The organism is Nocardioides sp., from assembly GCF_041393715.1.
GTDB lineage: Bacteria > Actinomycetota > Actinomycetes > Propionibacteriales > Nocardioidaceae > Nocardioides.
In genome coordinates this window covers 64619-85612 of the sequence record NZ_JAWKJQ010000002.1, presented here as the reverse complement: position 1 = coordinate 85612, position 20994 = coordinate 64619, and the positions used below count along the sequence as shown (strand labels likewise).

Here is a 20994-nt window from a genome sequence, read left to right as displayed (position 1 = left end):
GATGGCGATGGCCGGACGGTTCGACTACGACCGTGAGCGTCAGACGTTCTCGTGGGAGAAGGCGGCCGCAGCCATCCCGAGACTCCCGGCCGGTGGCCTCAACATCGCCCACGTCGCCCTGGACGCCCAGGTGGACTCCGGCCACGGCGACGACATCGCCCTCCTCTGCGTCGACGAAACCGGCGGCACGACGCGGCACACCTACGCGGACCTCGCCGCCGCCACCAGCCGCTTCGCGCATCTTCTGGGCGCGCTGGGCGTCGGACCCGGCGACCGGGTGATGTCGCTGCTCGGCCGCCAGGTGGAGCAGTACGTCACGGCGCTCGGGACCCTGAAGAACCGCAGCGTCTTCTCGCCGCTGTTCTCGTCGTTCGGCCCCGAGCCGATCCGGCAGCGGCTGAGGATCAGGGCGCGACGCCGGCAGGAAGGTGAACACGAACAGGGGAGCGACCGCGATCAGCGCCGCGATCCGCTGCTGGTGCTCCGCGACGCCGGCGACGTTGGCCGCGGTGTCGTCGCCCAGCGGGTACGGCGTGAACAGGTTGCTCACGCCCACCGCCCACCAGCCGACCGGGGCGCTCAGCGCCAGGAGCACCCTCCAGTAGCGGCGGGCGTCCCGGGTGGCGCGTCGCGCCTCGGTCGGCTCGGCGGTCGCCGTCATGCCGCGACCGTCTGCTCGACCGGCTGGCGGGCCAGCGCGCCGAGGACGATGCACAGACCGCCGACGACCAGCCCGACGACGGCACCCTGCGCGCCGACGACCAGCCCGATGACGGCTGCAGGCCACGTTGGCCGCCCCCACGCCGATCACGGCCGCGCGACCCCATGGCCGCCGGGTCGCCAGGCCGGCCGCCGCCGCGAGGCCGGCGATGCAGAGCACGGCCCCGAGCAGGCGCAGACCGGCGTCTGACTCGCCGTCGCCCAGGGCAGCGCCCAGGTTCATCAGGGCCAAGAGCGCGGTGACCGCGACCGCCGCCCAGCTGAGGATCCTCATGATGTTCTCCTTCGTCAGGATTCGGACACCACGACTGTCGTGCGCCACGACCGCCGCTCCCAGGGCCGGTGCTCCCCGGTAACGGTGTGCCGCTCCCGCCGTCGCGGGAGCGGATTCCCGGAGCCCGGGAACCGCACCTGTTGCCGACCGGGAGGCACGGGAGGATGCTCGTCGGCATCGTGATCGACGCCGCCCGTCTCCTCGCCCGGCGCCACGCCACCGTCGTGGCGGCGGCGGTCCTCGTGCTGAGTCTGGCGGGCACGGTGGCCGCCCTCCTGGCCAGTCGCTTCGTGACGGACACCCCGCATGTGCGGGCGGCCGACCTGGTCTACGTCGGCTGCCAGATCCTTCCCTACGGCGTGGTCGGCGCCGTGCTGGTCGCCCGGCGGCCGGACCTCCTGTTCGGCTGGCTGCTCTCGCTGTCGGCGATGAGCCTGGTGACGGTGCTGGCGGTGACCGGGCCTTCGCTGGTGGCGCTCGAGCATGGTCAGGGCGGACAGCCGGCCGTCTGGGGGCTCGCGGCCGGGTCACTGCTGTTCGTCCCGGCTGCCATCGAGGGACTCATCAACGTCCGGTTCCCCTCGGGATCGCCCAGCGGCCGGTCGGGCCGGCTGCTGGAGCGCGCGATCATCGCCGGGATCGTGGTCGGCATCGTCAGCGGCCTGCTCGGCGACTCGGTCATCGGCGCCGTGCGCGCCGACGGCGGCCCGGAACGGTTCATCGACGGCACGCCACTGGTCCCGCTGGGCAACGCGCTGGTCGTGGCCGTTCCGCTGGTGATCCTCCCTGGGAGTCTTCGCGGGCATCGGCGTGGTGGTCCGCTACCTGCGCTCGGAGGGTCTCCAGCGGCTCCAGCTCCGCTGGCGCGCGGCGGGAGCCCTTATCGCGCTCGCGTTCTTCCCGCTGGCCGTGACCGAGCAGCTCCCGGATGCGGCGAGCGACGCGGCGCCGCTGCTCTTCGTGGCCACCCTCGCGGTCCCGGTGCTGCGCTACGACCTGTGGGCGATCGACTCGATCGTGCGTCGCTCCGCCCGCTACACCTTCGCCTCCTCCGGCGACGTCGTCGACAGCCTGGTGCGCGCGACGGGGGAGATGCTGCACCTGCCCTATCTCGGAGTCCAGGCAGGGCGACCGCCCTGCTCGCGACCTTCGGTGAGCCCACGGGCGAGACCGAGTGCTGGCCACTCGTGCACGAGGGCGACCAGGTGGGACAGCTCCTCGCCTGCCCGAGACACGGCTTCACCTCCTGTCGGAGGCCGAGCGCGAGGTGCTCGAGACGGTGGCGCGGCTGGTGGCGGGCTCGGTCCGCGCCGAGGCCCTGACCGCGGATCTCCTGGCAGCGCGACACCGGCTGGTGACGGCCCGCGAGGAGGAACGCCGTCGGCCCCGACGCGATCTGCACGACGGCCTGGGTCCGCTGATCACCGGCCTGGGCCTCAACCTCGACGCCGCGGCGTTCCAGGTCGGCCGGTCCGACGAGAAGACGGCGGCCTATCTCGGGCACGCCAAGGACGCCCCGCCCAGGTGATCGGCAGCCTGCGCGAGCTCGTGGAGGGCTGCGGTCGCCGGCGCTCGACGAGCTCGGGCTCGCCGACGCCCTGGGGCTGCAGATCGCCCGTCTCGCCGACGACGGGGGCCTGCGCGCGGACCTGCACATCGCGGACGGACTCGAGCTACCGGCGGCGGTCGAGGTGGCCGCCTACCGCGCCGCGGTCGAGGCGGTGACGAACGTCGCCCGCCACAGCGACGCGCGGTCCCTGTGCGTCGAGCTCGCCCGCACCGACGGGGCGCTCGCGCTCACGGTCGTCGACGACGGCGGCGCACGGGAGCCGTGGGCGGCCGGACAGGGCCTGCGAGGCATGCGGGAGCGGGCCGAGGAGCTCGGCGGTCACCTCACGGCGGGTCCGACGCCCGACGGTGGCCGCCTCGTCGTGACCTACCCGCTGGAGGACCGGTGACGACCACGATCGTGCTGGTCGACGACCATCCCCTGGTCCGTCAGGGGCTGCGCGCCGTCCTGGAGGACGCCGACGGCCTCGAGGTGGTGGCCGAGGCGGCCGATGGGCACGACGGCGTACGGCTGTGCGTCGAGCACCGGCCCGACGTGGTGCTGATGGACCTGCAGATGCCCGCGCTGCACGGCCTCGACGCGACCCGCGAGGTGCGCCGGACCGCCCCGGAGACCGCCGTGCTGGTGCTCACCATGTTCGACGACGACGACACCGTGTTCGCGGGCGTGGCGGCCGGTGCCGCCGGCTACCTGCTCAAGGGTGCCGATGGCGCGGACATCGTCGCCGCCGTGCGCGCCGCAGCCGCCGGCCAGGCGGTCTTCGGAGCGGCGCTCGCGGCCCGGATGCAGTCGTGGTTCGCGGCGCGGCCGGTCGTCGATGCGCCGTTCCCCGAGCTCACCGACCGCGAGCGCGACATCCTCGACGGCGTCGCCGCCGGGCTCACCAACGCCGAGATCGGCAGCCGGCTGTTCCTCTCCCCCAAGACGGTCGCCAACAACGTCACGGCCATCCTCGCGAAGCTCCAGGTCGCCCATCGCGCCGAGGCGATCGTGCGGGCCAGAGAGGCCGGGCTGGGCCGCTCCGAGCGGTGTGAGAACCGCGACGCTTCCTTGAGACGACCCCGCCGGCGGGAGCACGATGGTGGGTGAAGGGTCGTGATGGCGATGGCCGGACGGTTCGACTACGACCGTGAGCGTCAGACGTTCTCGTGGGAGAAGGCGGCCGCAGCCATCCCGAGACTCCCGGCCGGTGGCCTCAACATCGCCCACGTCGCCCTGGACGCCCAGGTGGACTCCGGCCACGGCGACGACATCGCCCTCCTCTGCGTCGACGAAACCGGCGGCACGACGCGGCACACCTACGCGGACCTCGCCGCCGCCACCAGCCGCTTCGCGCATCTTCTGGGCGCGCTGGGCGTCGGACCCGGCGACCGGGTGATGTCGCTGCTCGGCCGCCAGGTGGAGCAGTACGTCACGGCGCTCGGGACCCTGAAGAACCGCAGCGTCTTCTCGCCGCTGTTCTCGTCGTTCGGCCCCGAGCCGATCCGGCAGCGGCTGTCCTCGGCGAGGCCAAGGTCCTGGTGACCACGCCGAGCCTGTACCGTCGCAGGTCGCGGCGCTGCGCGCCGACCTTCCCCACCTCGAGCACGTCCTGCTGGTCGGGCGACCGATGGAGGGACGCTCGACCTCGCGGCCGAGCTCGCCCGCCGGCCCGACGTCTTCGAGATCCCGCCGACCGACCCCGAGGACCCCGCGCTGCTGCACTTCACCAGCGGCACCACGGGCACCCCGAAGGGCGCGGTCCACGTGCACCAGGCGGTGCTGGCCCACCACGTCACCGCCCGCTACGCCGGACCTTGCACCGGGGCGACGTGTTCTGGTGCACCGCCGAGCACGTCGGGCTGGGTGACCGGCACGTCGTACGGCATCATCGCGCCGCTGACCCACGGCGTGACCCTGGTGACGTACGCCGGCGAGTACGACCCGCGGGTCTGGTACGGCGTCCTCGCCGACCATCACGTCAACGTCTGGTACACCGCACCCACGGCGCTGCGCATGCTGATGCGCTCGGGCGCGGCGCTGGCCGGCGACTACGACCTCACCGCCCTGCGGCACATCGCCAGCGTCGGCGAGGCCCTCAACCCCGAGGTGGTCGAGTGGGGCCAGGACGCCTACGGCCTGCCGATCCACGACAACTGGTGGCAGACCGAGACCGGCGCGATCATGATCAGCAACTACCGGGGCACCGAGGTGCGGCCCGGCTCGATGGGCCGGCCGATGCCGGGGATCGAGGCCGCCGTGCTGGCGCGCGGCGAGGACGGCCGGGCCGACCGCACGGGCGGCCACGTCACTCCCGCCGGCGTCGAGCAGGTCGGTGAGCTCGCGCTCCGCGCCGGCTGGCCGTCGATGTTCCGCGGCTACCTCGGCGAGGAGGAGCGCTATCGCTCCTGCTTCGCCGACGGCTTCTACCTGTCGGGCGACCTGGCCCGCGTCGACCCGGACGGCTACGTCTGGTTCGTCGGGCGCGCCGACGACGTGATCAAGTCGGCCGGCCACCTGGTCGGACCGTTCGAGGTCGAGACGGCGCTGATGGAGCACCCCGCGGTCGTCGAGGCCGGGGTGATCGGCAAGCCGGACGAGCTGGCCGGCGAGATCGTGAAGGCCTTCGTCACCCTCCGTGGCGGCTACGAGCCGAGCGAGCAGCTGCGCGGGGAGCTGCTCGCCTTCGGGCGCAAGAAGCTCGGCGGGCTGGCTCCGAAGGAGATCGACTTCGACCAGCACCTCCCCCACACCCGCAGCGGCAAGGTGATGCGGCGGCTGCTCAAGGCCCGCGAGCTGGGACTGCCCGAGGGCGATGTCTCGACGTTGGAGGGAGCGGAGGCGTCATGACCACGCGTCGGCGTGCGCCCTCGGCCGCCGACGTCGCGGCCGAGCACCAGCGCGACCTGCTGCGCACCATGCTCCGCATCCGGCGCTTCGAGGAGACCTGCGCGGAGCTCTACAGCGCCACCCGGATCCGCGGCTTCCTGCATCTGTACGTCGGCGAGGAGGCGGTCGCGACCGGAGTGATGTCGACGCTGGAGCCAGACGACGCGGTCGTGTCGACCTACCGCGAGCACGGTCACGCGCTGGCCCGCGGGGTGCCGATGGAGGAGCTGATGGCCGAGATGTTCGGCCGGCAGACCGGCTGCAGCCGCGGCCGTGGCGGGTCGATGCACCTCTTCCACGCGGCAACCCGGTTCGTGGGCGGCAACGCCATCGTCGGCGGCGGGCTGCCGCTCGCCGTCGGCCTGGCGCTCGCCGACCACCTGGCGGGCCGGCCCCGGGTGACCGTCTGCTTCTTCGGCGAGGGCGCCGCCGCCGAGGGCGAGTTTCACGAGTCGCTCAACCTGGCGGCCCTGTGGCACCTGCCGGTGCTGTTCGTCTGCGAGAACAACCGCTACGCGATGGGCACGTCGCTGGCCCACGAGCACGCTCGGACCGACCTGGCGCTGCGCGCATCGTCGTACGGCATGGCCGCCTGGGCGGTCGACGGCATGGACGTGCGGGCCGTCGAGGACTCCGCGCGCCAGGCCGTCGAGGCGATCCGGCACGGCGGCGGTCCGCACTTCCTGGAGATGCGCACCTATCGCTTCCGCGCGCACTCGATGTACGACCCCGACCGCTACCGGCCGAAGGCCGAGGTGGCCGAGGAGAAGACCCACGACCCGGTCACCTCGCTGGCCGATCGGCTCCGTGCCGAGGACCGGCTCAGCGACCGTCAGCTCGCGGCCATGGAGAAGGAGGTCGCCGCCGAGATCGCGACGGCCGTCGCCCGGGCCGAGGCGGCTCCGCTGGAGCCCGTCGAGGAGCTGACCAGGTTCGTCTACAGCGACCGGACCACGGTGGAGGTGACGTGATGGGCACCCCGGTCACGACGGTGAAGACGACCTACCGCGACGCGCTGCGCGACGCGATCCGCGAGGCCATGCAGCGCGACGATCGGGTGTTCCTGATGGGCGAGGACGTCGGCGCCTACGGCGGCTGCTTCGGCGTCAGCCTCGGGCTGCTGGAGGAGTTCGGCCCCGAACGGGTCCGCGACACCCCCCTCTCCGAGAGCGCGTTCGTGGGCGCCGGCATCGGCGCCGCCCTCGGCGGCCTGCGGCCGATCGTGGAGGTGATGACGGTCAACTTCAGCCTGCTCGCGCTCGACCAGATCATGAACACCGCCGCCTCGCTCCAGCACATGTCCGGAGGGCAGTACGCCGTCCCGCTGGTGATCCGGATGACGACCGGCGCCGGGCGGCAGCTGGCCGCTCAGCACAGCCACAGCCTGGAGGGGTGGTACGCCCACATCCCCGGGCTGCGGATCGTCACGCCGGCCACGCTGGAGGACGCCCGCGGGATGCTGTGGACCGCCCTCCAGGACCCCGACCCCGTGCTGGTGTTCGAGCACGGCTCGCTCTACAACCTGGCCGGCGAGCTGGCCGAGGATGCCGGGGCCGTGGACATCGACCGAGCCGCCGTCCGCCGGGCCGGCGCCGACCTGACCCTGATCACCTACGGCGGCACGCTGGGCCGCACCCTCGAGGCCGCCGACGAGCTCGCCGCGTCCGGGATCGACGCCGAGGTCGTCGACCTGCGCACGCTTCGGCCCTTGGACGACGCCACCTTCCTCGGGTCGGTCACCCGCACGCACCGCGCCGTCGTCGTCGACGAGGGCTGGCGGTCCGGGAGCCTGTCGGCGGAGGTCACCGCGCGGATCACCGAGCAGGCGTTCTACGACCTGGACGCCCCGGTGGAACGGGTCTGCACCGACGAGGTGCCGATCCCCTACGCCCAGCATCTGGAGGAGGAGGCGCTGCCCCAGGTGCGCGACATCGTCGCCGCCGCGCGGCGCACGGTGGGTGAGCGGAGATGAGCGACTTCACGATGCCCTCGCTGGGAGCGGACATGGACCAGGGCACGGTGATCGAGTGGCTGGTCGCGCCGGGCGACGTGGTGCACAAGGGCGACCCGATGGCCGTCGTCGACACCTCGAAGTCGGCGATCGAGGTGGAGGCCTTCGCCGAGGGCGTGGTCGCCGACCTGGTCGTCCCGGTCGGGACGCTGGTGCCGGTCGGCACCGTGCTCGCGCACCTCACCCCGCTCGACGCGGCTCCCGCGCCGGTGCCGCAGCAGCCCGCCGCGCACGTGCCCCTGCCGGCCGAGCCCGAGCCGGCCACCGCGGCGCCCAGCACGCCGGCGCCGGTCAGCACGCCGGCCCCCGCCCCGGCGGTGCACTCGCCGCTGGTCCGCCGGCGGGCCCGCGAGCTCGGCGTCGACCTCACTTCCTCGTGGGCTCCGGTCCCGGCGGCGAGATCACCCGCGCCGACGTCGAGACGGCCGTCCTGTCCCCCGCCGCGCGGCGACGCGTGACGCCGTACGCCCGCAGGCTCGCGCGCGAGCTCGGCATCGACCCCGGCTCCGTCACGCCCCGCGACGGTGAGGTGGTCCGCGCCGCCGACGTCCGCGCCGCCGACGGCGAGTCCGGCAGCCGGGCCGCCGTCGCGACCCGTCCGCGACCCCGTCCGCGAGCACGCCGGCAGCGGCCGACGCGGCGACCCGGACGCGGGCCATGCGGGAGACCATCGCCCGGCTGATGGCGCGCTCCAAGCGGGAGATCCCGCACTACTACCTGACGACGACCGTGGACCTGTCCGCGGCGCTGGCCTGGATGCGCGAGCGGAACGCCGACCTGCCGATCTCCGCACGCCTGGTCCCCGCGGCCCTTCTGCTGCGCGCCACCGCCGTCGCGACGGCGCGGCACCCCGCGCTCAACGGCTTCTGGGTCGACGAGACCTTCCGACCCGGCGGCGGGGTGCACCTCGGGCTGGCCATCTCGCTGCGCCGCGGCGGCCTCGTCGCCCCGGCGATCCACGACGCCGACCGGCTGTCGGTGATCGAGACGCTGGCCGCGATGCGCGACCTGGTGGTCCGAGCCCGTGCGGGTCGGCTCCGCGGCTCGGAGATGGCGGACCCGACATTGACGGTCACCAACCTGGGCGAGCAGGGCGTGGAGTCGGTCTACGGCGTGATCTACCCGCCGCAGGTGGCGCTGGTCGGCTTCGGACGGGTCGTGGAGCGACCGTGGTCGGTGGACGGGCTGCTCGGCGTCCGGCCGGTCACCACGCTGACCCTCGCCGCGGACCACCGGGCCACCGACGGCTTCACCGGCGGCCGCTACCTCGCGACCATCGACGATCTCCTACAGCACCCGGAGGAACTATGAGCACCCAGCAGACCCGACCCACGGCCGAGGCCGCCCGAGGCGCGGTCCAGGCCGCCGTACGCCACGTGGTCCCCGACGCCGACTTCGACGACGTCGACGACGACACCCCGAGCCGCGGCGAGTTCGAGCTGGACTCGCTGGACTTCCTCGGCTTCGCCGAGACGCTCGCCACGCTCACGGCGGTTCCGATCGCCGAGGCCGACTACCCACGACTGGTCACGATGGCCACCTGCGTGGGCTTCCTGACCGGAGCCGGCGATGGCTCGTAGCAAGCGGCCCCGTGCGGCGAGCAGACGGTTCGGGTACGCCGTCGCCGTCGTGGTCAACCTCGCGCTGCTGGCCGTGGTCAACCGATGGCCCGGCTGGGACGCCATCTCCTTCCTCACCGAGGACACCGAGCGCGTGCTCGGGATCGTCAACGCCTCGATGATCGCCGGCGTGCTGGCCAACGCCGTCTTCCTGGTCGACGACCGACGCTGGCTCAAGGCCGCGGGGGACCTGGTGACGACGGCCATCGGTCTGGCCGCCGCGGTGCGCGTCTGGCAGGTCTTCCCGTTCGACATCGGCTCCACCTGGGCACTCGTCGCTCATGTGCTCCTCGCGATCGCGATCGTGGGCAGCGTCATCGGGATGGTCGCCACGGCCTGGCGGTTGATGGGCTTCGCGGCGCACGGCACCCCGCACGACCACGGCTCACTGAACGCCTCGGGCCGGCACCGCTGACGACCTTCGGTCGCCGGACTCGAGTCGAGGGGTCAGTCGACGCCGACACCAGCGGCCGCGCCGGCATCGTTGTCGGCTGCCTGTGTGTGCGCGAACCCCCGCACGATCACCGGGCCGGACCGGGCCTGCTGGTGAGCCTCCTGGGTGAGCCTCCTGGGTGAGCCTCCTGGGGCGTCGGGCCGGCCTGCCACGCCGTCTGGGCGTTCCTGGACGACCATCGCCGCTCGGACCCGCACGGCCTTACGTCGGCTCGGCGACCACGGCGGTGGGAGGATGCGACCGTGGCGAGCAAGGGGCCGATCCAGCGCGCCCACGCGGCTGTTGCGACACAGCGGTGGGACGCGGCCTGCGCGGCCTTCGCGGAGGCTGACCCGGGCGGATCGCTGACGCCCGACGACCTCGACGCCTGGGGCCTCGCCGCTCTGCTGTGCGGACGCGATGACGAGTCCGACACCGTCCGCGAGCGCGCCCACCACGCACACCTGGAGGCCGGTGACCTCGACGGCGCGGCGCGGGCCGCCTTCTGGCTGGGGCTGACGCTGCTCATGCGTGGTGAGCCGGCCCGCGCGCACGGCTGGCTCGGCCGACTGCGCAGCATCTACTCGCCCGACGAGTTCGCGGGGTCGGTGTGGCGGGGCTACGACCGCATGAACGAGGGCATGCGGGCGCTCTTCGAACGCCAGCCCGAGGAGGGCCGGCGACTGCTGGCCGAAGCGCTGGCGACCGGGCGCGAGCACGGCGACGCGGACCTCGAGCTGCTGGCCCGGAACGGCCACGGCCAGGCGCTCCTGGAGCTCGGGCTGATGGCGGAGGGCATGGCCGAGCTGGACGAGACGATGGTGCTCGCGACCACCGGCAGCGCGAACCCGCAGGCGGTCGGCCAGGTCTACTGCGCGGCCATCCTGGTCAGCCGCGGCTGCCTGGACCTGTCCCGCAGCGCGGAGTGGACCGAGGCCCTGTCCCGCTGGTGCGACCGCCAGCCCGGCCTGGTCCACTATCGCGGGCAGTGCCTGGTGCACCGCTCCGAGGTGCTCCAGCTGCACGGCCGCTGGGAGGACGCCGCCCGCGAGCTCGACGACGTGCTCGGCAGGCTCGGTGTGGATCCTGGCCGCCCCGACCGCGCCCTCGGCATGGCGCACTACCAGCGCGGGGAGCTCCACCGGGTCCGCGGCGAGTCGCGCGCCGCGGAGCAGGCCTACCGCGACGCGCTCGAGGCCGGTCACGACCCGCAGCCCGGGCTGGCACTGCTGCGCGCCGCGCAGGGGAACCCGGCAACGGCGGTGCTCGCGCTCCGGCGGGCACTGGCCGAGAGCCCGGCCGGCTTCGTCCGCCACCGGCTGCTGCCCGCGATGGTGGAGGTGGCCTTGGCCGACGGTGATCTCGAGACCGCCCGCGGAGCCGCGACCGAGCTGGCGGAGAGCGCCGGTCGGCTCGACTCGCGCTACCTGCGCGCGACCGCCGCGCTGGCCGAGGGCGCCCTCGCGCTCACCGACGGTCACCCCGGCGCCGCGCTGGCGTCGCTGCGCGCCGCCCTGTCCGACTGGAGCGCCGTCCGGGCGCCGTACGACGTGGCGCGCTGCCGGGTGCTGATCGCGCGTGCTTGCCGGCAGCTCGGCGACACCGAGACCGCCGACCTGGAGGCACAGGCGGCTCGCGTCGCCTTCGCCGACCTGGGGGCGGCACCGGAGCTGTCCCTCCTGGACGCGGAGTCGCCCGGGCGGCGACCGGCGCCCGCCGGCCTGACTCCACGCGAGCTCGAGGTGCTGCGGATGCTGGCCACCGGCCGGAGCAACCGCGACATCGCCCGCGAGCTGGTCCTCTCCGAACGCACCGTCGCGCGGCACGTCGCCAACATCTTCGCCAAGACCCGAGTCGGGTCGCGGGCGGCGGCGACCGCCTTCGCCTACGACAGCCACCTGATGTGACTACACATCCGACCTACACAGTTCTGCCGATGTGCCCGCCCGCGGAGGTTGCCTAGCGTCGTTCTCGACCTGAGGAGGTTGGCGACCATGACAACGTTCTATGACCTGGCCTATGCCATCGGCTTCACCCCCTGGGAGACCTCGGCCGAGGTCGACCGGGACCGGCTCGACGGCTTCTTCCGTGCCGAGGAGGAGGCGCGCGGCCGGACCGGCACGGCGCTCGACCTCGGGTGCGGCACCGGCGCCCACAGCGTGGCCCTGGCGGCCCGCGGCTGGCGGGTGACCGGCGTCGACCTGGTGGACCGGGCTCTCGGCAAGGCCCGCAGACGCGCCGCGGAGGCGGGCGTCGCTGCGACCTTCGTCAAGGCGGATGCCACCACCTTGCCCGCCGACCTCGTCGGCGACGGCTTCGACTTCTTCCTCGACGTCGGCTGCTTCCACGGACTCGACGAGAAGCAGCGAACCGCGATGGCTCGCGCGGTGTCGGAGCGGGCCACGGCGGACGCGACCATGGTGCTGCTCGCCTTCGCCAACCCGATCGGGCCACGGTTCATGCCCGCCGGAGCCACTCGCCGGCAGATCGAGACCGCTTTCCGAGGCTGGACGATCGTCGACGAGACCAGGCCGCCCACCGACCTGCCCGGAATGCCGAGGATCGCCCGCAAGGCGGCGCCGGTGTTCTACCGGATGCGTCGCGACTGAGCGCCCCGGCCGTCGCGCCTTCGGCCGGCTAGCGCCGGGTCAGGCGCAGCACGGGGATGGTGCGGATGCCCTCGGTCTTGTCGGCGTACTCACCGAAGCCGGGGTAGCGCCGGACCTGCTCGGCGAACACCTCGTCGCGCTCGGACCCCTCCAGCTCCCGGACGTCGACGTCGAAGGTCTCGGTGCCGACCTCGACGGTGGCGTGGCCGGCCGAGGTGAGGTTGAAGTACCACGCCGGGTGACCGGGAGCCCCGGCGGCGGAGGCGAAGATGGACATGGTGCCGTCGTTTCCGGGCAGGTACATCAGCGGCGTCACCTGCTCGCGGCCGCTGCGCCGGCCCACGTGGTGGACCAGGATCATCGGTGCGCCCTCGAAGGGTCCGCCGACCCGGCCGCCCTGGGCGCGGAACTCCGCCACCACCTTGTCGTTGAAACCGCTCACGGGCGTCCTCTCCGAGTTGTCAGGCGAGCCGCGCGGGGAACCCGCCGGTCGCGATCGGGCCCCAGCGGGTCGGGGTGACCCGCAGGAGCGACTTGCCCTGGTCGACCATGGCCCGGCGGTACTCCGCCCAGTCGGGGTGCTCGCCGGCGATGGTGCGGAAGTACTCCACGAAGGCGTCCAGGGCGTCCTCCGAGTCGGGTCCGACGGCGTCGAGGACCTCGCAGCGGCCGTCGACCTGGACCCAGGCGTCGTCCCACTCGTCGGAGAGCACCACCACACTGACGTCGGGCCGCTCGCGGGCGTTGCGCGTCTTCGCCCGCTCGGGATAGGTCGCGATCACCAGCCGCCCGGCGTCGTCGACGCCGCCCGAGACGGGGGACGCCTGCGGGGTGCCGTCGGCACGCCGGGTGATCAGCAGCATGTGGTGGCGGGGGCGGACGAAGTCCAAGAGCGCCTCGAGCTCCACCGTCGCGTTGGTCGCGATCTTGCGGGCCATGCGCGCTCCCCCTCTCCTCGTGCCTTTCGTCCACCCTGTCACACCGATGAGACGAGGCTCACTGCCGTCCGCGCCGGGTCACAGCCTCCGCACAGCCGGCACATCGGACGCGCTCAACCGACCCTGGTCGAGTGCTGCTGCCACCGACCACCGAGGAGAAGGGCCAACGATGCCGCGTGCGATGTGGAGGTCGGTCAGCCGGGCAACGATCATCAACACCGTCCTGGCGCTGGCGGTCCTGACGGTGGTCGGTCTCTCGGTGCGCGCCGTGACCGCCGGCGACCAGACCAGCAACACCGCACAGACGACCACCACCGTCGACACCGGCAACGTGGTCGCGAGCGTCACCGCCTCGGGCAACGTCGCCGCCGACACCTCGGTCGCCGTCGACTTCGCGGACAGCACCCAGGTGGTGCGCAAGATCTACGTCGACCAGGGCGAGCGGGTGACCAAGGGCCAGATCCTCGCGCAGATCGACCAGACGTCGGCCCGGCAGAGCCTGCGATCGGCCGAGATCCAGCTGCGGGCCGCACAGGCCGGCTACGCCGAGACGGTCTCCGGCGAGACCAGCGCCCAGCGGGCGGTCGACCAGGCCTCGATCACCTCGGCGCAGCGGTCGGTGACCAACGCCGAGCTCGGGCTGCGGCAGGCCGAGGAGAGCGCCCGGCTGAACCTCCGCCAGGCGGACGCGGCCGTGAGCCGTGCCCAGCGCACCCTCGACGACGCCACCAAGGCGGTCCAGCGCGCGCAGGCGGCCTACGACAGCGACGCGTCCGACGCCAACCGGACCGCCCTCCAGGAGGCCAAGGCCACCCGGTCCGCGGCCCAGACGTCGCTGACCACCACCAAGGAGCAGCGCGCCCAGACCCAGCTGTCCGGCCGGCAGCAGGTGGCGTCCCAGCGCTCCCAGCTCGCCACCGCCAAGGAACAGCTGTCGTCGGCCCGGGCCAGCGTCGCGCTCAACCAGCAGGGGGCCTCCGACTCCGAGGTCGCCAACGCGCAGGCGTCGGTCGACACCGCCCAGGTGACCGTCGACCAGGCGCGCACGGCGCTGGCCGACACCGTGCTCCGCGCTCCGGTCGCCGGCACGGTGGCCGAGGTCAACGGGTCGGTCGGCCAGACGGCGTCCGGCTCGTCGTCCTCGTCGAGCTCCTCCTCCGGCTCGACCGGCACGGACAGCAGCACCAGCAGCGGGTTCGTCACACTCACGTCGACCCACGCCCTGGAGGTGACGACCTACGTCGCCGAGGCCGACATCGACAGCGTCCACACCGGCCAGTCCGCCACGGTGACCCTGTCGGCCAGCGACCGCGAGATCCCCGGGACGGTGTCCTCGGTCGCCACCGTCCAGACGGTGACCAACAACGTCGTGGAGTACGCCGTCACCGTGAGCCTCGCCAAGACCAACGGCGTCAAGCTCGGCGCCTCCTCGGAGGTCGTGATCACCACCGGCAGCAAGGACGACGTGCTGCGGGTGTCGAGCTCGGCACTGACGACGGTCGGCAACACCACGACCGCGACCGTGCTCGAGGACGACGGGTCGACCCGGTCGGTGCAGGTCGAGGTGGGCCTCCAGGGCGACAACCAGACCCAGGTGGTCAGCGGACTCTCGGCCGGCGACGTGCTGGTGGTGCCGGAGTCCGACAGCAGCTCGACCGGCTTCACCTTCCCCGGAGGCGGGCCGCCCGGAGGCGGCGCGATCGGCGGCGGCCCCCAGTGAGCGGGCAGCACGCGGCCACGGTCGCGCCGGTGCCGATCGCCCCCGCGGCTCGACCGCCGGTCATCGAGATGACCGGGATCACCAAGACCTACGGCTCGGGCGAGGCCACGGTCCACGCGCTGAGCGGGGTGGAGCTGACGATCGAGCGCGGCGACTACGTCGCCATCATGGGCGCCTCCGGCTCCGGCAAGTCCACGCTGATGAACATCATCGGGTGCCTCGACGTCGCCTCGAGCGGTCGCTACCTCCTCGACGGGATCGACGTACGCCGGCTCGCGGAGCGGCAGCTGTCCCTGATCCGCAACCGCAAGATCGGCTTCGTCTTCCAGAGCTTCAACCTGATCCCCCGCACCACGGCACTGCTCAACGTGGAGCTGCCGATGGCCTACGCCGGCGTGGCGGCCCACGAGCGCCGCGAGCGCGCGGAGGAGGCGCTGGAGCGGGTCGGGCTCGCCGACCGGGTCCACCACCAGCCCTCGGAGCTCTCCGGCGGACAGCAGCAGCGCGTGGCACTGGCCCGCGCCATCGTCACCCGGCCGGTGCTGCTGCTCGCCGACGAGCCCACCGGCGCCCTCGACAGTCGCAGCAGTGCCGAGGTGCTGGCGCTCTTCGACGAGCTCGCCGCGGGCGGGCGCACCGTGGTGATGATCACCCACGAGGACGAGGTCGCCCAGCACGCCAAGCGGATCCTGCGGTTCAGCGACGGCCACATCGTCGCCGACGACCGACAGGTGCCGGTCGGCGCCCCACCGCCGCGCTGGCGGACCGGAGCACCGGCGTGAACCTGAGGGAGATGACCCGCTTCGCCTGGCGCGGGGTGACCGCCAACAAGACCCGGTCGGCGCTGACGACGCTCGGCATCCTGATCGGCGTCGCCGCCGTGATCGTGCTGGTGGCGGTCGGCACCGGATCGAGCAAGGCGGTCCAGGACCAGATCAGCTCGCTGGGCAGCAACACCCTGACCGTGTCGGCCACCTCCACCGGCGGCGGCGGCTTCGGTCCGGGCGGAGGTGGACCCGGCGGCTCGCAGCCGACCAGCCAGAACGCCACCAGCACCCGGGCCCCCGCGCTCACCATGTCCGACGCGCGGGCGATCGCCGAGAGCGACGACGCCCCCCACGTGCTGGGCGTGGCGCCGGTGGTCAGCGCCTCCTCGGTCTCGGCGACCTACAACGGCGCCGAGCACTCGGTGGGGACGTTCACCGGCACCACGCCGGCGTACCTCCTCATCGACAACACCTCCGTCACCGACGGCCGGTCCTTCACCGACGGCGAGTACGAGGGCCACGCCCGGGTGGCGCTGCTCGGCACCAGCGTCGCCGAGGACCTGGTCGGGTCCGACCCGGCCGACCTGGTCGGCAAGCAGGTGTCGTTCAACGGGGTGGCGTTCACGGTGCTCGGCATCCTGGAGGAGAAGGGCAGCCAGGGGCCTAACGACTCCGACGACCGGGTGATCGCCCCCGCGACCGCGGTCCAGGACACCCTGGCCGGCTACGGCGACCTGAGCTCGATCTCGGTCAAGGCCACCTCGGCGGCCGGCGTCGACCGGGCCACCGCGGAGGTCGAGGCGATCCTCGACTCACGCCACCATGTGACCTCCGACGACCGTGACTACAGCGTGAGCAGCGCCTCGTCGATCCTCGAGGCCGCGACGTCGTCCAACCAGACGTTCACGGTCCTGCTCGGCGCGGTGGCGGCGATCTCCCTGCTGGTGGGCGGCATCGGCGTCATGAACATCATGCTGGTCACCGTCACCGAGCGGACCCGCGAGATCGGGATCCGCAAGGCGATCGGCGCCTCACGCGCCGACATCGTCGGTCAGTTCCTGGCGGAGGCGGTGCTGCTGTCGCTGATCGGGGCCGTGGCCGGCGTGGTCGCCGGGTTGGTGGGATCGCGGTTCACCATCATCGGCATCCACCCCGTCGTGGCGCCGTACTCCGTCTTCCTGGCGTTCGGAGTGGCGATCGCGATCGGCCTGTTCTTCGGCCTCTACCCCGCCAACCGGGCGGCTGCGCTGCGCCCGATCGAGGCGCTGCGCTACGAGTGAGGAGCGACCCATGACCAACGCGACGTCGGAGCCGATCGAGGTTCCCGACGAGGTGGACGACTGGAACGAGGAGTGGCTGGCCGCGCCGCGGCGCCGCTCGCGGTGGCGGCTGGGTCTCCTGCTGGCACTGGCGGCCTCGCTGGTCTTCCTCGGCGGCGTCGAGGTGCAGAAGCGATTCGGCTCCGCGGCCGGCTCGACGGCCGCGGCCGGCGGACCGACGCAGGGCGGCTTCCCCTCGGGTGGCTTCCCGTCGGGGATGCCGAGCGGCGGACCCAGCGGCGTCGCCGGGGGCACCGCTCCGTCCGGCGACGGCGCCTCCTCCGGCGCCGGTGGGACGACCGCAGCGACCCAGGTGATCGGCACCGTCGTGAGCAAGCGCGGCCAGGTCTGGGTCGTCAAGGACCTGGGTGGCACCCGGCATCGCATCACCGTCACCGACGACACCCGGATCGTGCGGGAGTCGGAGCTGTCCGCGGGCGACGTCACGCCCGGCACCACGGTCGACATCACGCTTGCCACCGACTCAGGTGGCGGCTCGGGCCGCGACACGGCCTCGGCCGTCACCGCCCGCTAGCAACCGGCTCAGAAGGCCTGACCCAGAAGGAGAGACTCGGTGAGACGTACGACGATCGGCGCGGGCGTGCTGGTGGCGGTGGTGGCGCTGCTGTCCGGCTGCGGCAGTGGGAACTCCGGTTCGTCCGCTTCCTCGGCCGCGGGTGACAGCGGCTCCAGCTCGGCGCCCTCCGGTGCGCCGAGCGGAGGCCCTGGTGGCGGCATGAGCGCCGCTGAGCTGAAGAAGGTGCGGGCCTGTCTGAAGGCCGCGGGTCTCTCCGACGCGCTGCCGTCGGACCTGCCGACCGACCAGTTCTCGGGACCGCCGAGCGGGATGCCGTCGGGCAGTCCGCCGAGCGGGATGCCGTCCGGCAGCCCGCCGAGCGGGATGCCCAGCGGTGGACCCAGCGGTGGGCCGGGCGGAGGCCCCGGCGGCGGGCTGTTCAGCGACGAGGTGCAGCAGGCGCTGCAGGCGTGCGGCATCGAGCTGCCCACCCCGCAGCCCGCGCAGTAGCGGCCAGGAGCGACACAGGAGCGGGCCGGGCTGCGGCTCAGTCGTCGGCGGGTGCGCCCCAGCGGCCGTGGTGGATGACCTCGGCCGGGTCCTTGCGTGGGCGCCGCGTCGGGGAGCCCGCGACCCGGTCGGCCTCGGGACGGTGACCCACGGTGACCGCACCGATCGGGTCGAAGCGGTCGGGGATGTCGAAGGCGGCCCGCACGGCGGCGTCGTAGGCCGGCGGGATGCCGAAGTAGCAGGCGCCGAGCCCCTCGTCGACCACCGTCTGCAGGATCAGCAGCGTCGCCATGCCGGCGTCGATGTGCCAGAAGGGCACCGGCCACCGGGCCTCGTCGCGGTCCGCCCAGCCCTTGTCGGGCTCGGCGTAGCGGTCGAGGTAGGCCGCCTTGCTGGAGCACGGGATCACGATGACCGGGGCCGCCGTCATCCCGCGCAGCCACTCGTCGGGCTCCTCGCCTGGCTCCGTCGTCACCTCCCAGAACCGGCGTACGTCGTCGGGCCGGTCGAGCACGAGGAACCCCCACCCCTGGCTGAACCCGGCGCTCGGCGCCCGGGTCGCGTTGCGGACCGCCCGGTCGACGACCGCCGGGTCGACGGGCTCGTCGGAGTAGCTGCGGACCATCCGGCGGCGGTTGACGACGTCCTGGAACTCCATGGGAGGAGTATCGCCCCGTCGCCGCCGTCAGCCCGCGGCGGACTCCTGCCGGACGGCCACCTCGCCGTAGAGGGTGGTGCGCTGGCGGAGCGGCCGACCGGCGGCGTGGGCGATGTCGGCGAGCTCGGCGGGGGTGAGGCCCTGGCCGTGGCTGGCGCCGGCGGCGCGGCTGATGTTCTCGTCCATCAGGGTGCCGCCGAGGTCGTCGACGCCGGCGGCGAGCAGCTGCGCCGCGCCGACCGGGCCGAGCTTCACCCAGGAGGCCTGCACGTGCTCGACGTCGTGGGCGTAGGCGATCCGGGCGACCGCGTGGACCAGCAGGGTCTCCCGCCAGGTGGGGCCGCGTCGCGCGGCGCGCTTGAGGTAGATCGGCGCGGCCATGTGCACGAAGGGCAGCCCGACGAACTCGGTGAACCCGCCGGTCTCGCGCTGCAGCGCGCGGGTGCGGAGCAGGTGGCGCACCCAGTGGGTGGGACGCTCGATGGACCCGAACATCATGGTGATGTTGCTGCGCAGCCCGACGCCGTGGGCGACGCGGTGCACCTCGAGCCACTCGTCGGTGGTGATCTTGTCGGGACACAGCACGGCGCGGACCTCGTCGTCGAGGATCTCCGCCGCGGTGCCGGGCAGGGACCGCAGCCCGGCCTCCTGGAGCCGGCGCAGATAGCTGTCGAGCGGCTCCTCCAGCCGCCGGGAGCCCTCGAGCACCTCCAGGGCGGTGAACCCGTGGATGTGCATGTCGGGCACCCGCTCGTGGACCGCCTGGGCCACCTCGACATAGAAGTTGCCGTCGAACTTCGGGTGGATGCCGCCCTGCAGGCAGACCTCCGTGGCGCCGAGCGCGGCGGCCTCCTCGGTGCGGTCGGCGATCTCCTCCAGCGTCAGGAGGTACGGCGCCCCGCGCAGGTTGAGGGACAGCGGGCCCTTGGAGAACCCGCAGAAGGTGCACCGGAACGTGCAGACGTTGGTGTAGTTGATGTTGCGGTTGACCACGAAGGTGACCTCGTCGCCGACCACCCGGCGCCGGATCTCGTCGGCCAGCTCCGCCACCGCCCGCACCTCGGCGCCGCGCGCCGCGAACAGCGCCTCGAGCTCGTCGGCACCCGGGTCCTGCCCGGCACGCACGCCGTCGATCACCTCGCGCACCCGGCCGCCGACCGGCACCCGGCCCGGGTGCAGCGGCGTCGGGTCGACCCCCGCGCCGGAGAACCAGGCCGTCGACCGGCGGCCGATCTGGATCACCTCCGCGCCGGTGCCGACTTGGGCGGCGTCCTGGTGGCGCTCCGGCCACAGCGCGCCCGGGTCGTCGCGGCCCAGCAGGTCGGCGTCGGCCCGGTCGAGCACCGGGAACCGCACGGCCGGGTCGAGCCAGCGCTCGGGCACGCCGGCGTACTCGGGATAGATCGTCAGCCGCGGCGCCAGCTGGTGGCCAGAGTCCTCGGTGGCGGTCCGCAGCGCCTCCAGCGACGGCCAGGGCCGCTCGGGGTTGACGTGGTCGGCCGTCACCGGCGAGACCCCGCCCCAGTCGTCGATGCCCGCCGCCAGCAGCCCCGCGAGCTCCTCGGGGGCCGACAGGTTGGGCGGCGCCTGGACGTGCACGGTGTCGGGCAGCACCAGCCGGGCCAGCGCGATCGCGCGGACGTGGTCCTCGTGGGAGCAGGGCGGGGTGTCACGCATCGCGGTGCCGGGCTTGGGCAGGAAGTTCTGGACGATCACCTCCTGGACGTGCCCGTGGCGCCGGTGCGCCTCGGCGATCGCCTCGAGCGCCTCCACCCGGTCGGCCTCGGACTCGCCGATGCCGACCAGGATGCCGGTGGTGAAGGGGATCGCGAGCCGCCCCGCGGCGTCGAGCGTCGCCAGCCGACGCGCGGGCACCTTGTCGGGCGCGCCGCGGTGGGCGGCGAGGTCGGGGCGCAGGCTCTCGACCATCATCCCCTGCGAGGCGGACACCGACCGGAGCGCGGCGAGGTCCGCCTCCTCGAGGGCGCCCGCGTTGGCGTGCGGCAACAACCCCGTCTCGGCCATGACCAGCCCCGCCATCTCGGCCAGGTAGGACACCGTGGAGGCGTGGCCGCGGGCCGCGAGCCACTCCGCGGCGGCGGGATAGCGCAGCTCGGGCAGCTCGCCGAGGGTGAACAGCGCCTCGTGACAGCCTGCGTTGGCGCCCTGCTCGGCGATCGCCAGCACCTCGTCGGGTGAGAGGTAGGGCGCGACGGCGGTGCGCGGCGACTCCGCGAACGTGCAGTAGCCGCACCGGTCGCGGCAGAGCTTGGTCAGCGGGATGAACACCTTGGGCGAGTAGGTCACCCGGGTTCCGAAGAGCGCGTCGCGCCGCTCGGCGGCCAGCGCCACCAGCTCGGCCGTGGGCAGCGCGGTGAGCGGGGTCATGGAGCCACCCGGTGGCGGAGTCTCGGGGTGCACGCCGTCATGGTGAGTCCCACCTTCCCATTGCCGACCAACC

25 protein-coding genes are annotated in these 20994 nt (G+C 73.4%); 21 read left to right on the top strand and 4 right to left on the bottom strand.

Going from position 1 to position 20994, the window contains the following annotated elements; all coding sequences use genetic code 11:
* The first annotated feature begins 1 nt into the window (after position 1).
* From R2740_RS03285 to R2740_RS03210, 16 genes are all read left to right on the top strand, one after another.
* The gene (locus R2740_RS03285) at positions 2-910 is read left to right on the top strand and encodes an AMP-binding protein (RefSeq protein ID WP_371301265.1); all 909 of its coding nucleotides are present in this window, start codon (positions 2-4) and stop codon (positions 908-910) included.
* Between the two features lie 248 nt (positions 911-1158).
* Positions 1159-2316: a hypothetical protein gene (locus R2740_RS03280; protein WP_371301264.1), complete on the top strand. Its 1158-nt coding sequence runs from the start codon at positions 1159-1161 to the stop codon at positions 2314-2316.
* Entirely contained in the window at positions 2262-2522 is a 261-nt protein-coding gene (locus R2740_RS03275; RefSeq protein WP_371301263.1) for a histidine kinase, read from the top strand. Before R2740_RS03280 ends, R2740_RS03275 begins: the two co-directional genes overlap by 55 nt.
* Before the next feature lie 163 nt (positions 2523-2685).
* Positions 2686-2952 carry a hypothetical protein gene (locus R2740_RS03270; RefSeq protein ID WP_371301262.1) on the top strand — a complete coding sequence of 89 codons (267 nt, stop codon included), beginning with the start codon at positions 2686-2688 and terminating at the stop codon, positions 2950-2952.
* A complete protein-coding gene (locus R2740_RS03265) occupies positions 2949-3653 on the top strand; it encodes a response regulator transcription factor (RefSeq protein ID WP_371301261.1) in 705 nt (234 codons plus the stop codon). The genes R2740_RS03270 and R2740_RS03265 overlap by 4 nt, the downstream gene beginning before the upstream one ends.
* A gap of 15 nt (positions 3654-3668) precedes the next feature.
* Positions 3669-4088, top strand: a complete 420-nt coding sequence (locus R2740_RS03260; protein ID WP_371301260.1) for an AMP-binding protein — start codon at positions 3669-3671, stop codon at positions 4086-4088.
* A gap of 141 nt (positions 4089-4229) precedes the next feature.
* Entirely contained in the window at positions 4230-5393 is a 1164-nt protein-coding gene (locus tag R2740_RS03255) for an AMP-binding protein (RefSeq protein ID WP_371301642.1), read from the top strand.
* Complete coding sequence (gene pdhA / locus R2740_RS03250; RefSeq protein WP_371301259.1) at positions 5390-6403, top strand: pyruvate dehydrogenase (acetyl-transferring) E1 component subunit alpha; 1014 nt, start codon at positions 5390-5392, stop codon at positions 6401-6403. Before R2740_RS03255 ends, pdhA begins: the two co-directional genes overlap by 4 nt.
* A complete protein-coding gene (locus tag R2740_RS03245) occupies positions 6403-7404 on the top strand; it encodes an alpha-ketoacid dehydrogenase subunit beta (RefSeq protein ID WP_371301258.1) in 1002 nt (333 codons plus the stop codon). Before pdhA ends, R2740_RS03245 begins: the two co-directional genes overlap by 1 nt.
* Positions 7401-7901 carry a biotin/lipoyl-containing protein gene (locus R2740_RS03240; protein ID WP_371301257.1) on the top strand — a complete coding sequence of 167 codons (501 nt, stop codon included), beginning with the start codon at positions 7401-7403 and terminating at the stop codon, positions 7899-7901. Before R2740_RS03245 ends, R2740_RS03240 begins: the two co-directional genes overlap by 4 nt.
* Positions 7820-8125 carry an E3 binding domain-containing protein gene (locus R2740_RS03235; protein WP_371301256.1) on the top strand — a complete coding sequence of 102 codons (306 nt, stop codon included), beginning with the start codon at positions 7820-7822 and terminating at the stop codon, positions 8123-8125. The genes R2740_RS03240 and R2740_RS03235 overlap by 82 nt, the downstream gene beginning before the upstream one ends.
* Complete coding sequence (locus tag R2740_RS03230; RefSeq protein ID WP_371301255.1) at positions 8101-8754, top strand: 2-oxo acid dehydrogenase subunit E2; 654 nt, start codon at positions 8101-8103, stop codon at positions 8752-8754. Before R2740_RS03235 ends, R2740_RS03230 begins: the two co-directional genes overlap by 25 nt.
* Complete coding sequence (locus tag R2740_RS03225; protein WP_371301254.1) at positions 8751-9023, top strand: hypothetical protein; 273 nt, start codon at positions 8751-8753, stop codon at positions 9021-9023. The genes R2740_RS03230 and R2740_RS03225 overlap by 4 nt, the downstream gene beginning before the upstream one ends.
* Positions 9013-9477, top strand: a complete 465-nt coding sequence (locus R2740_RS03220) for a hypothetical protein (protein WP_371301253.1) — start codon at positions 9013-9015, stop codon at positions 9475-9477. The genes R2740_RS03225 and R2740_RS03220 overlap by 11 nt, the downstream gene beginning before the upstream one ends.
* 281 nt (positions 9478-9758) lie before the next feature.
* On the top strand, positions 9759-11402 hold the full coding sequence (locus R2740_RS03215; RefSeq protein ID WP_371301252.1) for a LuxR C-terminal-related transcriptional regulator: 1644 nt from the start codon (positions 9759-9761) through the stop codon (positions 11400-11402).
* 87 nt (positions 11403-11489) lie between these two features.
* Positions 11490-12104, top strand: coding sequence for a class I SAM-dependent methyltransferase (locus R2740_RS03210; RefSeq protein ID WP_371301251.1), 615 nt, complete (start codon positions 11490-11492; stop codon positions 12102-12104).
* Between the two features lie 28 nt (positions 12105-12132).
* On the opposite strand, the gene R2740_RS03205 is transcribed toward R2740_RS03210, so the two are convergent.
* Together R2740_RS03205 and R2740_RS03200 are read right to left on the bottom strand one after the other, a co-directional pair.
* The gene (locus tag R2740_RS03205) at positions 12133-12546 is read right to left on the bottom strand and encodes a nitroreductase family deazaflavin-dependent oxidoreductase (protein ID WP_371301250.1); all 414 of its coding nucleotides are present in this window, start codon (positions 12544-12546) and stop codon (positions 12133-12135) included.
* Between the two features lie 19 nt (positions 12547-12565).
* On the bottom strand, positions 12566-13042 hold the full coding sequence (locus R2740_RS03200; RefSeq protein ID WP_371301249.1) for a PPOX class F420-dependent oxidoreductase: 477 nt from the start codon (positions 13040-13042) through the stop codon (positions 12566-12568).
* 169 nt (positions 13043-13211) lie between these two features.
* Here R2740_RS03200 and R2740_RS03195 point away from each other — a divergent pair, with 169 nt between their 5' ends.
* From R2740_RS03195 to R2740_RS03175, 5 genes are all read left to right on the top strand, one after another.
* Complete coding sequence (locus R2740_RS03195) at positions 13212-14762, top strand: HlyD family secretion protein (protein ID WP_371301248.1); 1551 nt, start codon at positions 13212-13214, stop codon at positions 14760-14762.
* A 68-nt stretch (positions 14763-14830) separates the two neighbouring features.
* A complete protein-coding gene (locus tag R2740_RS03190; RefSeq protein ID WP_371301641.1) occupies positions 14831-15544 on the top strand; it encodes an ABC transporter ATP-binding protein in 714 nt (237 codons plus the stop codon).
* A gap of 11 nt (positions 15545-15555) precedes the next feature.
* On the top strand, positions 15556-16809 hold the full coding sequence (locus R2740_RS03185) for an ABC transporter permease (RefSeq protein ID WP_371301247.1): 1254 nt from the start codon (positions 15556-15558) through the stop codon (positions 16807-16809).
* 10 nt (positions 16810-16819) lie between these two features.
* Entirely contained in the window at positions 16820-17383 is a 564-nt protein-coding gene (locus R2740_RS03180; RefSeq protein ID WP_371301246.1) for a hypothetical protein, read from the top strand.
* 39 nt (positions 17384-17422) lie between these two features.
* Positions 17423-17875 carry a hypothetical protein gene (locus R2740_RS03175; RefSeq protein ID WP_371301245.1) on the top strand — a complete coding sequence of 151 codons (453 nt, stop codon included), beginning with the start codon at positions 17423-17425 and terminating at the stop codon, positions 17873-17875.
* 37 nt (positions 17876-17912) lie between these two features.
* On the opposite strand, the gene R2740_RS03170 is transcribed toward R2740_RS03175, so the two are convergent.
* Both R2740_RS03170 and R2740_RS03165 read right to left on the bottom strand, forming a co-directional pair.
* Positions 17913-18533: a nitroreductase family protein gene (locus R2740_RS03170; RefSeq protein ID WP_371301244.1), complete on the bottom strand. Its 621-nt coding sequence runs from the start codon at positions 18531-18533 to the stop codon at positions 17913-17915.
* 27 nt (positions 18534-18560) lie between these two features.
* Entirely contained in the window at positions 18561-20921 is a 2361-nt protein-coding gene (locus R2740_RS03165) for a bifunctional FO biosynthesis protein CofGH (protein ID WP_371301243.1), read from the bottom strand.
* Between the last annotated feature and the right edge of the window lie 73 nt (positions 20922-20994).

Coding starts and splice junctions, on each gene's coding strand:
- R2740_RS03200 (WP_371301249.1), bottom strand. CDS start 13,042: ATGGCCCGCAAGATCGCGACCAACGCGACGGTGGAGCTCGAGGCGCTC.
- R2740_RS03225 (WP_371301254.1), top strand. CDS start 8,751: ATGAGCACCCAGCAGACCCGACCCACGGCCGAGGCCGCCCGAGGCGCG.
- R2740_RS03245 (WP_371301258.1), top strand. CDS start 6,403: ATGGGCACCCCGGTCACGACGGTGAAGACGACCTACCGCGACGCGCTG.
- R2740_RS03170 (WP_371301244.1), bottom strand. CDS start 18,533: ATGGAGTTCCAGGACGTCGTCAACCGCCGCCGGATGGTCCGCAGCTAC.
- R2740_RS03165 (WP_371301243.1), bottom strand. CDS start 20,921: ATGACCCCGCTCACCGCGCTGCCCACGGCCGAGCTGGTGGCGCTGGCC.
- pdhA (WP_371301259.1), top strand. CDS start 5,390: ATGACCACGCGTCGGCGTGCGCCCTCGGCCGCCGACGTCGCGGCCGAG.
- R2740_RS03280 (WP_371301264.1), top strand. CDS start 1,159: ATGCTCGTCGGCATCGTGATCGACGCCGCCCGTCTCCTCGCCCGGCGC.
- R2740_RS03260 (WP_371301260.1), top strand. CDS start 3,669: ATGGCCGGACGGTTCGACTACGACCGTGAGCGTCAGACGTTCTCGTGG.
- R2740_RS03180 (WP_371301246.1), top strand. CDS start 16,820: ATGACCAACGCGACGTCGGAGCCGATCGAGGTTCCCGACGAGGTGGAC.
- R2740_RS03185 (WP_371301247.1), top strand. CDS start 15,556: ATGACCCGCTTCGCCTGGCGCGGGGTGACCGCCAACAAGACCCGGTCG.
- R2740_RS03230 (WP_371301255.1), top strand. CDS start 8,101: ATGCGGGAGACCATCGCCCGGCTGATGGCGCGCTCCAAGCGGGAGATC.
- R2740_RS03220 (WP_371301253.1), top strand. CDS start 9,013: ATGGCTCGTAGCAAGCGGCCCCGTGCGGCGAGCAGACGGTTCGGGTAC.
- R2740_RS03285 (WP_371301265.1), top strand. CDS start 2: ATGGCGATGGCCGGACGGTTCGACTACGACCGTGAGCGTCAGACGTTC.
- R2740_RS03190 (WP_371301641.1), top strand. CDS start 14,831: ATGACCGGGATCACCAAGACCTACGGCTCGGGCGAGGCCACGGTCCAC.
- R2740_RS03240 (WP_371301257.1), top strand. CDS start 7,401: ATGAGCGACTTCACGATGCCCTCGCTGGGAGCGGACATGGACCAGGGC.
- R2740_RS03210 (WP_371301251.1), top strand. CDS start 11,490: ATGACAACGTTCTATGACCTGGCCTATGCCATCGGCTTCACCCCCTGG.
- R2740_RS03195 (WP_371301248.1), top strand. CDS start 13,212: ATGCCGCGTGCGATGTGGAGGTCGGTCAGCCGGGCAACGATCATCAAC.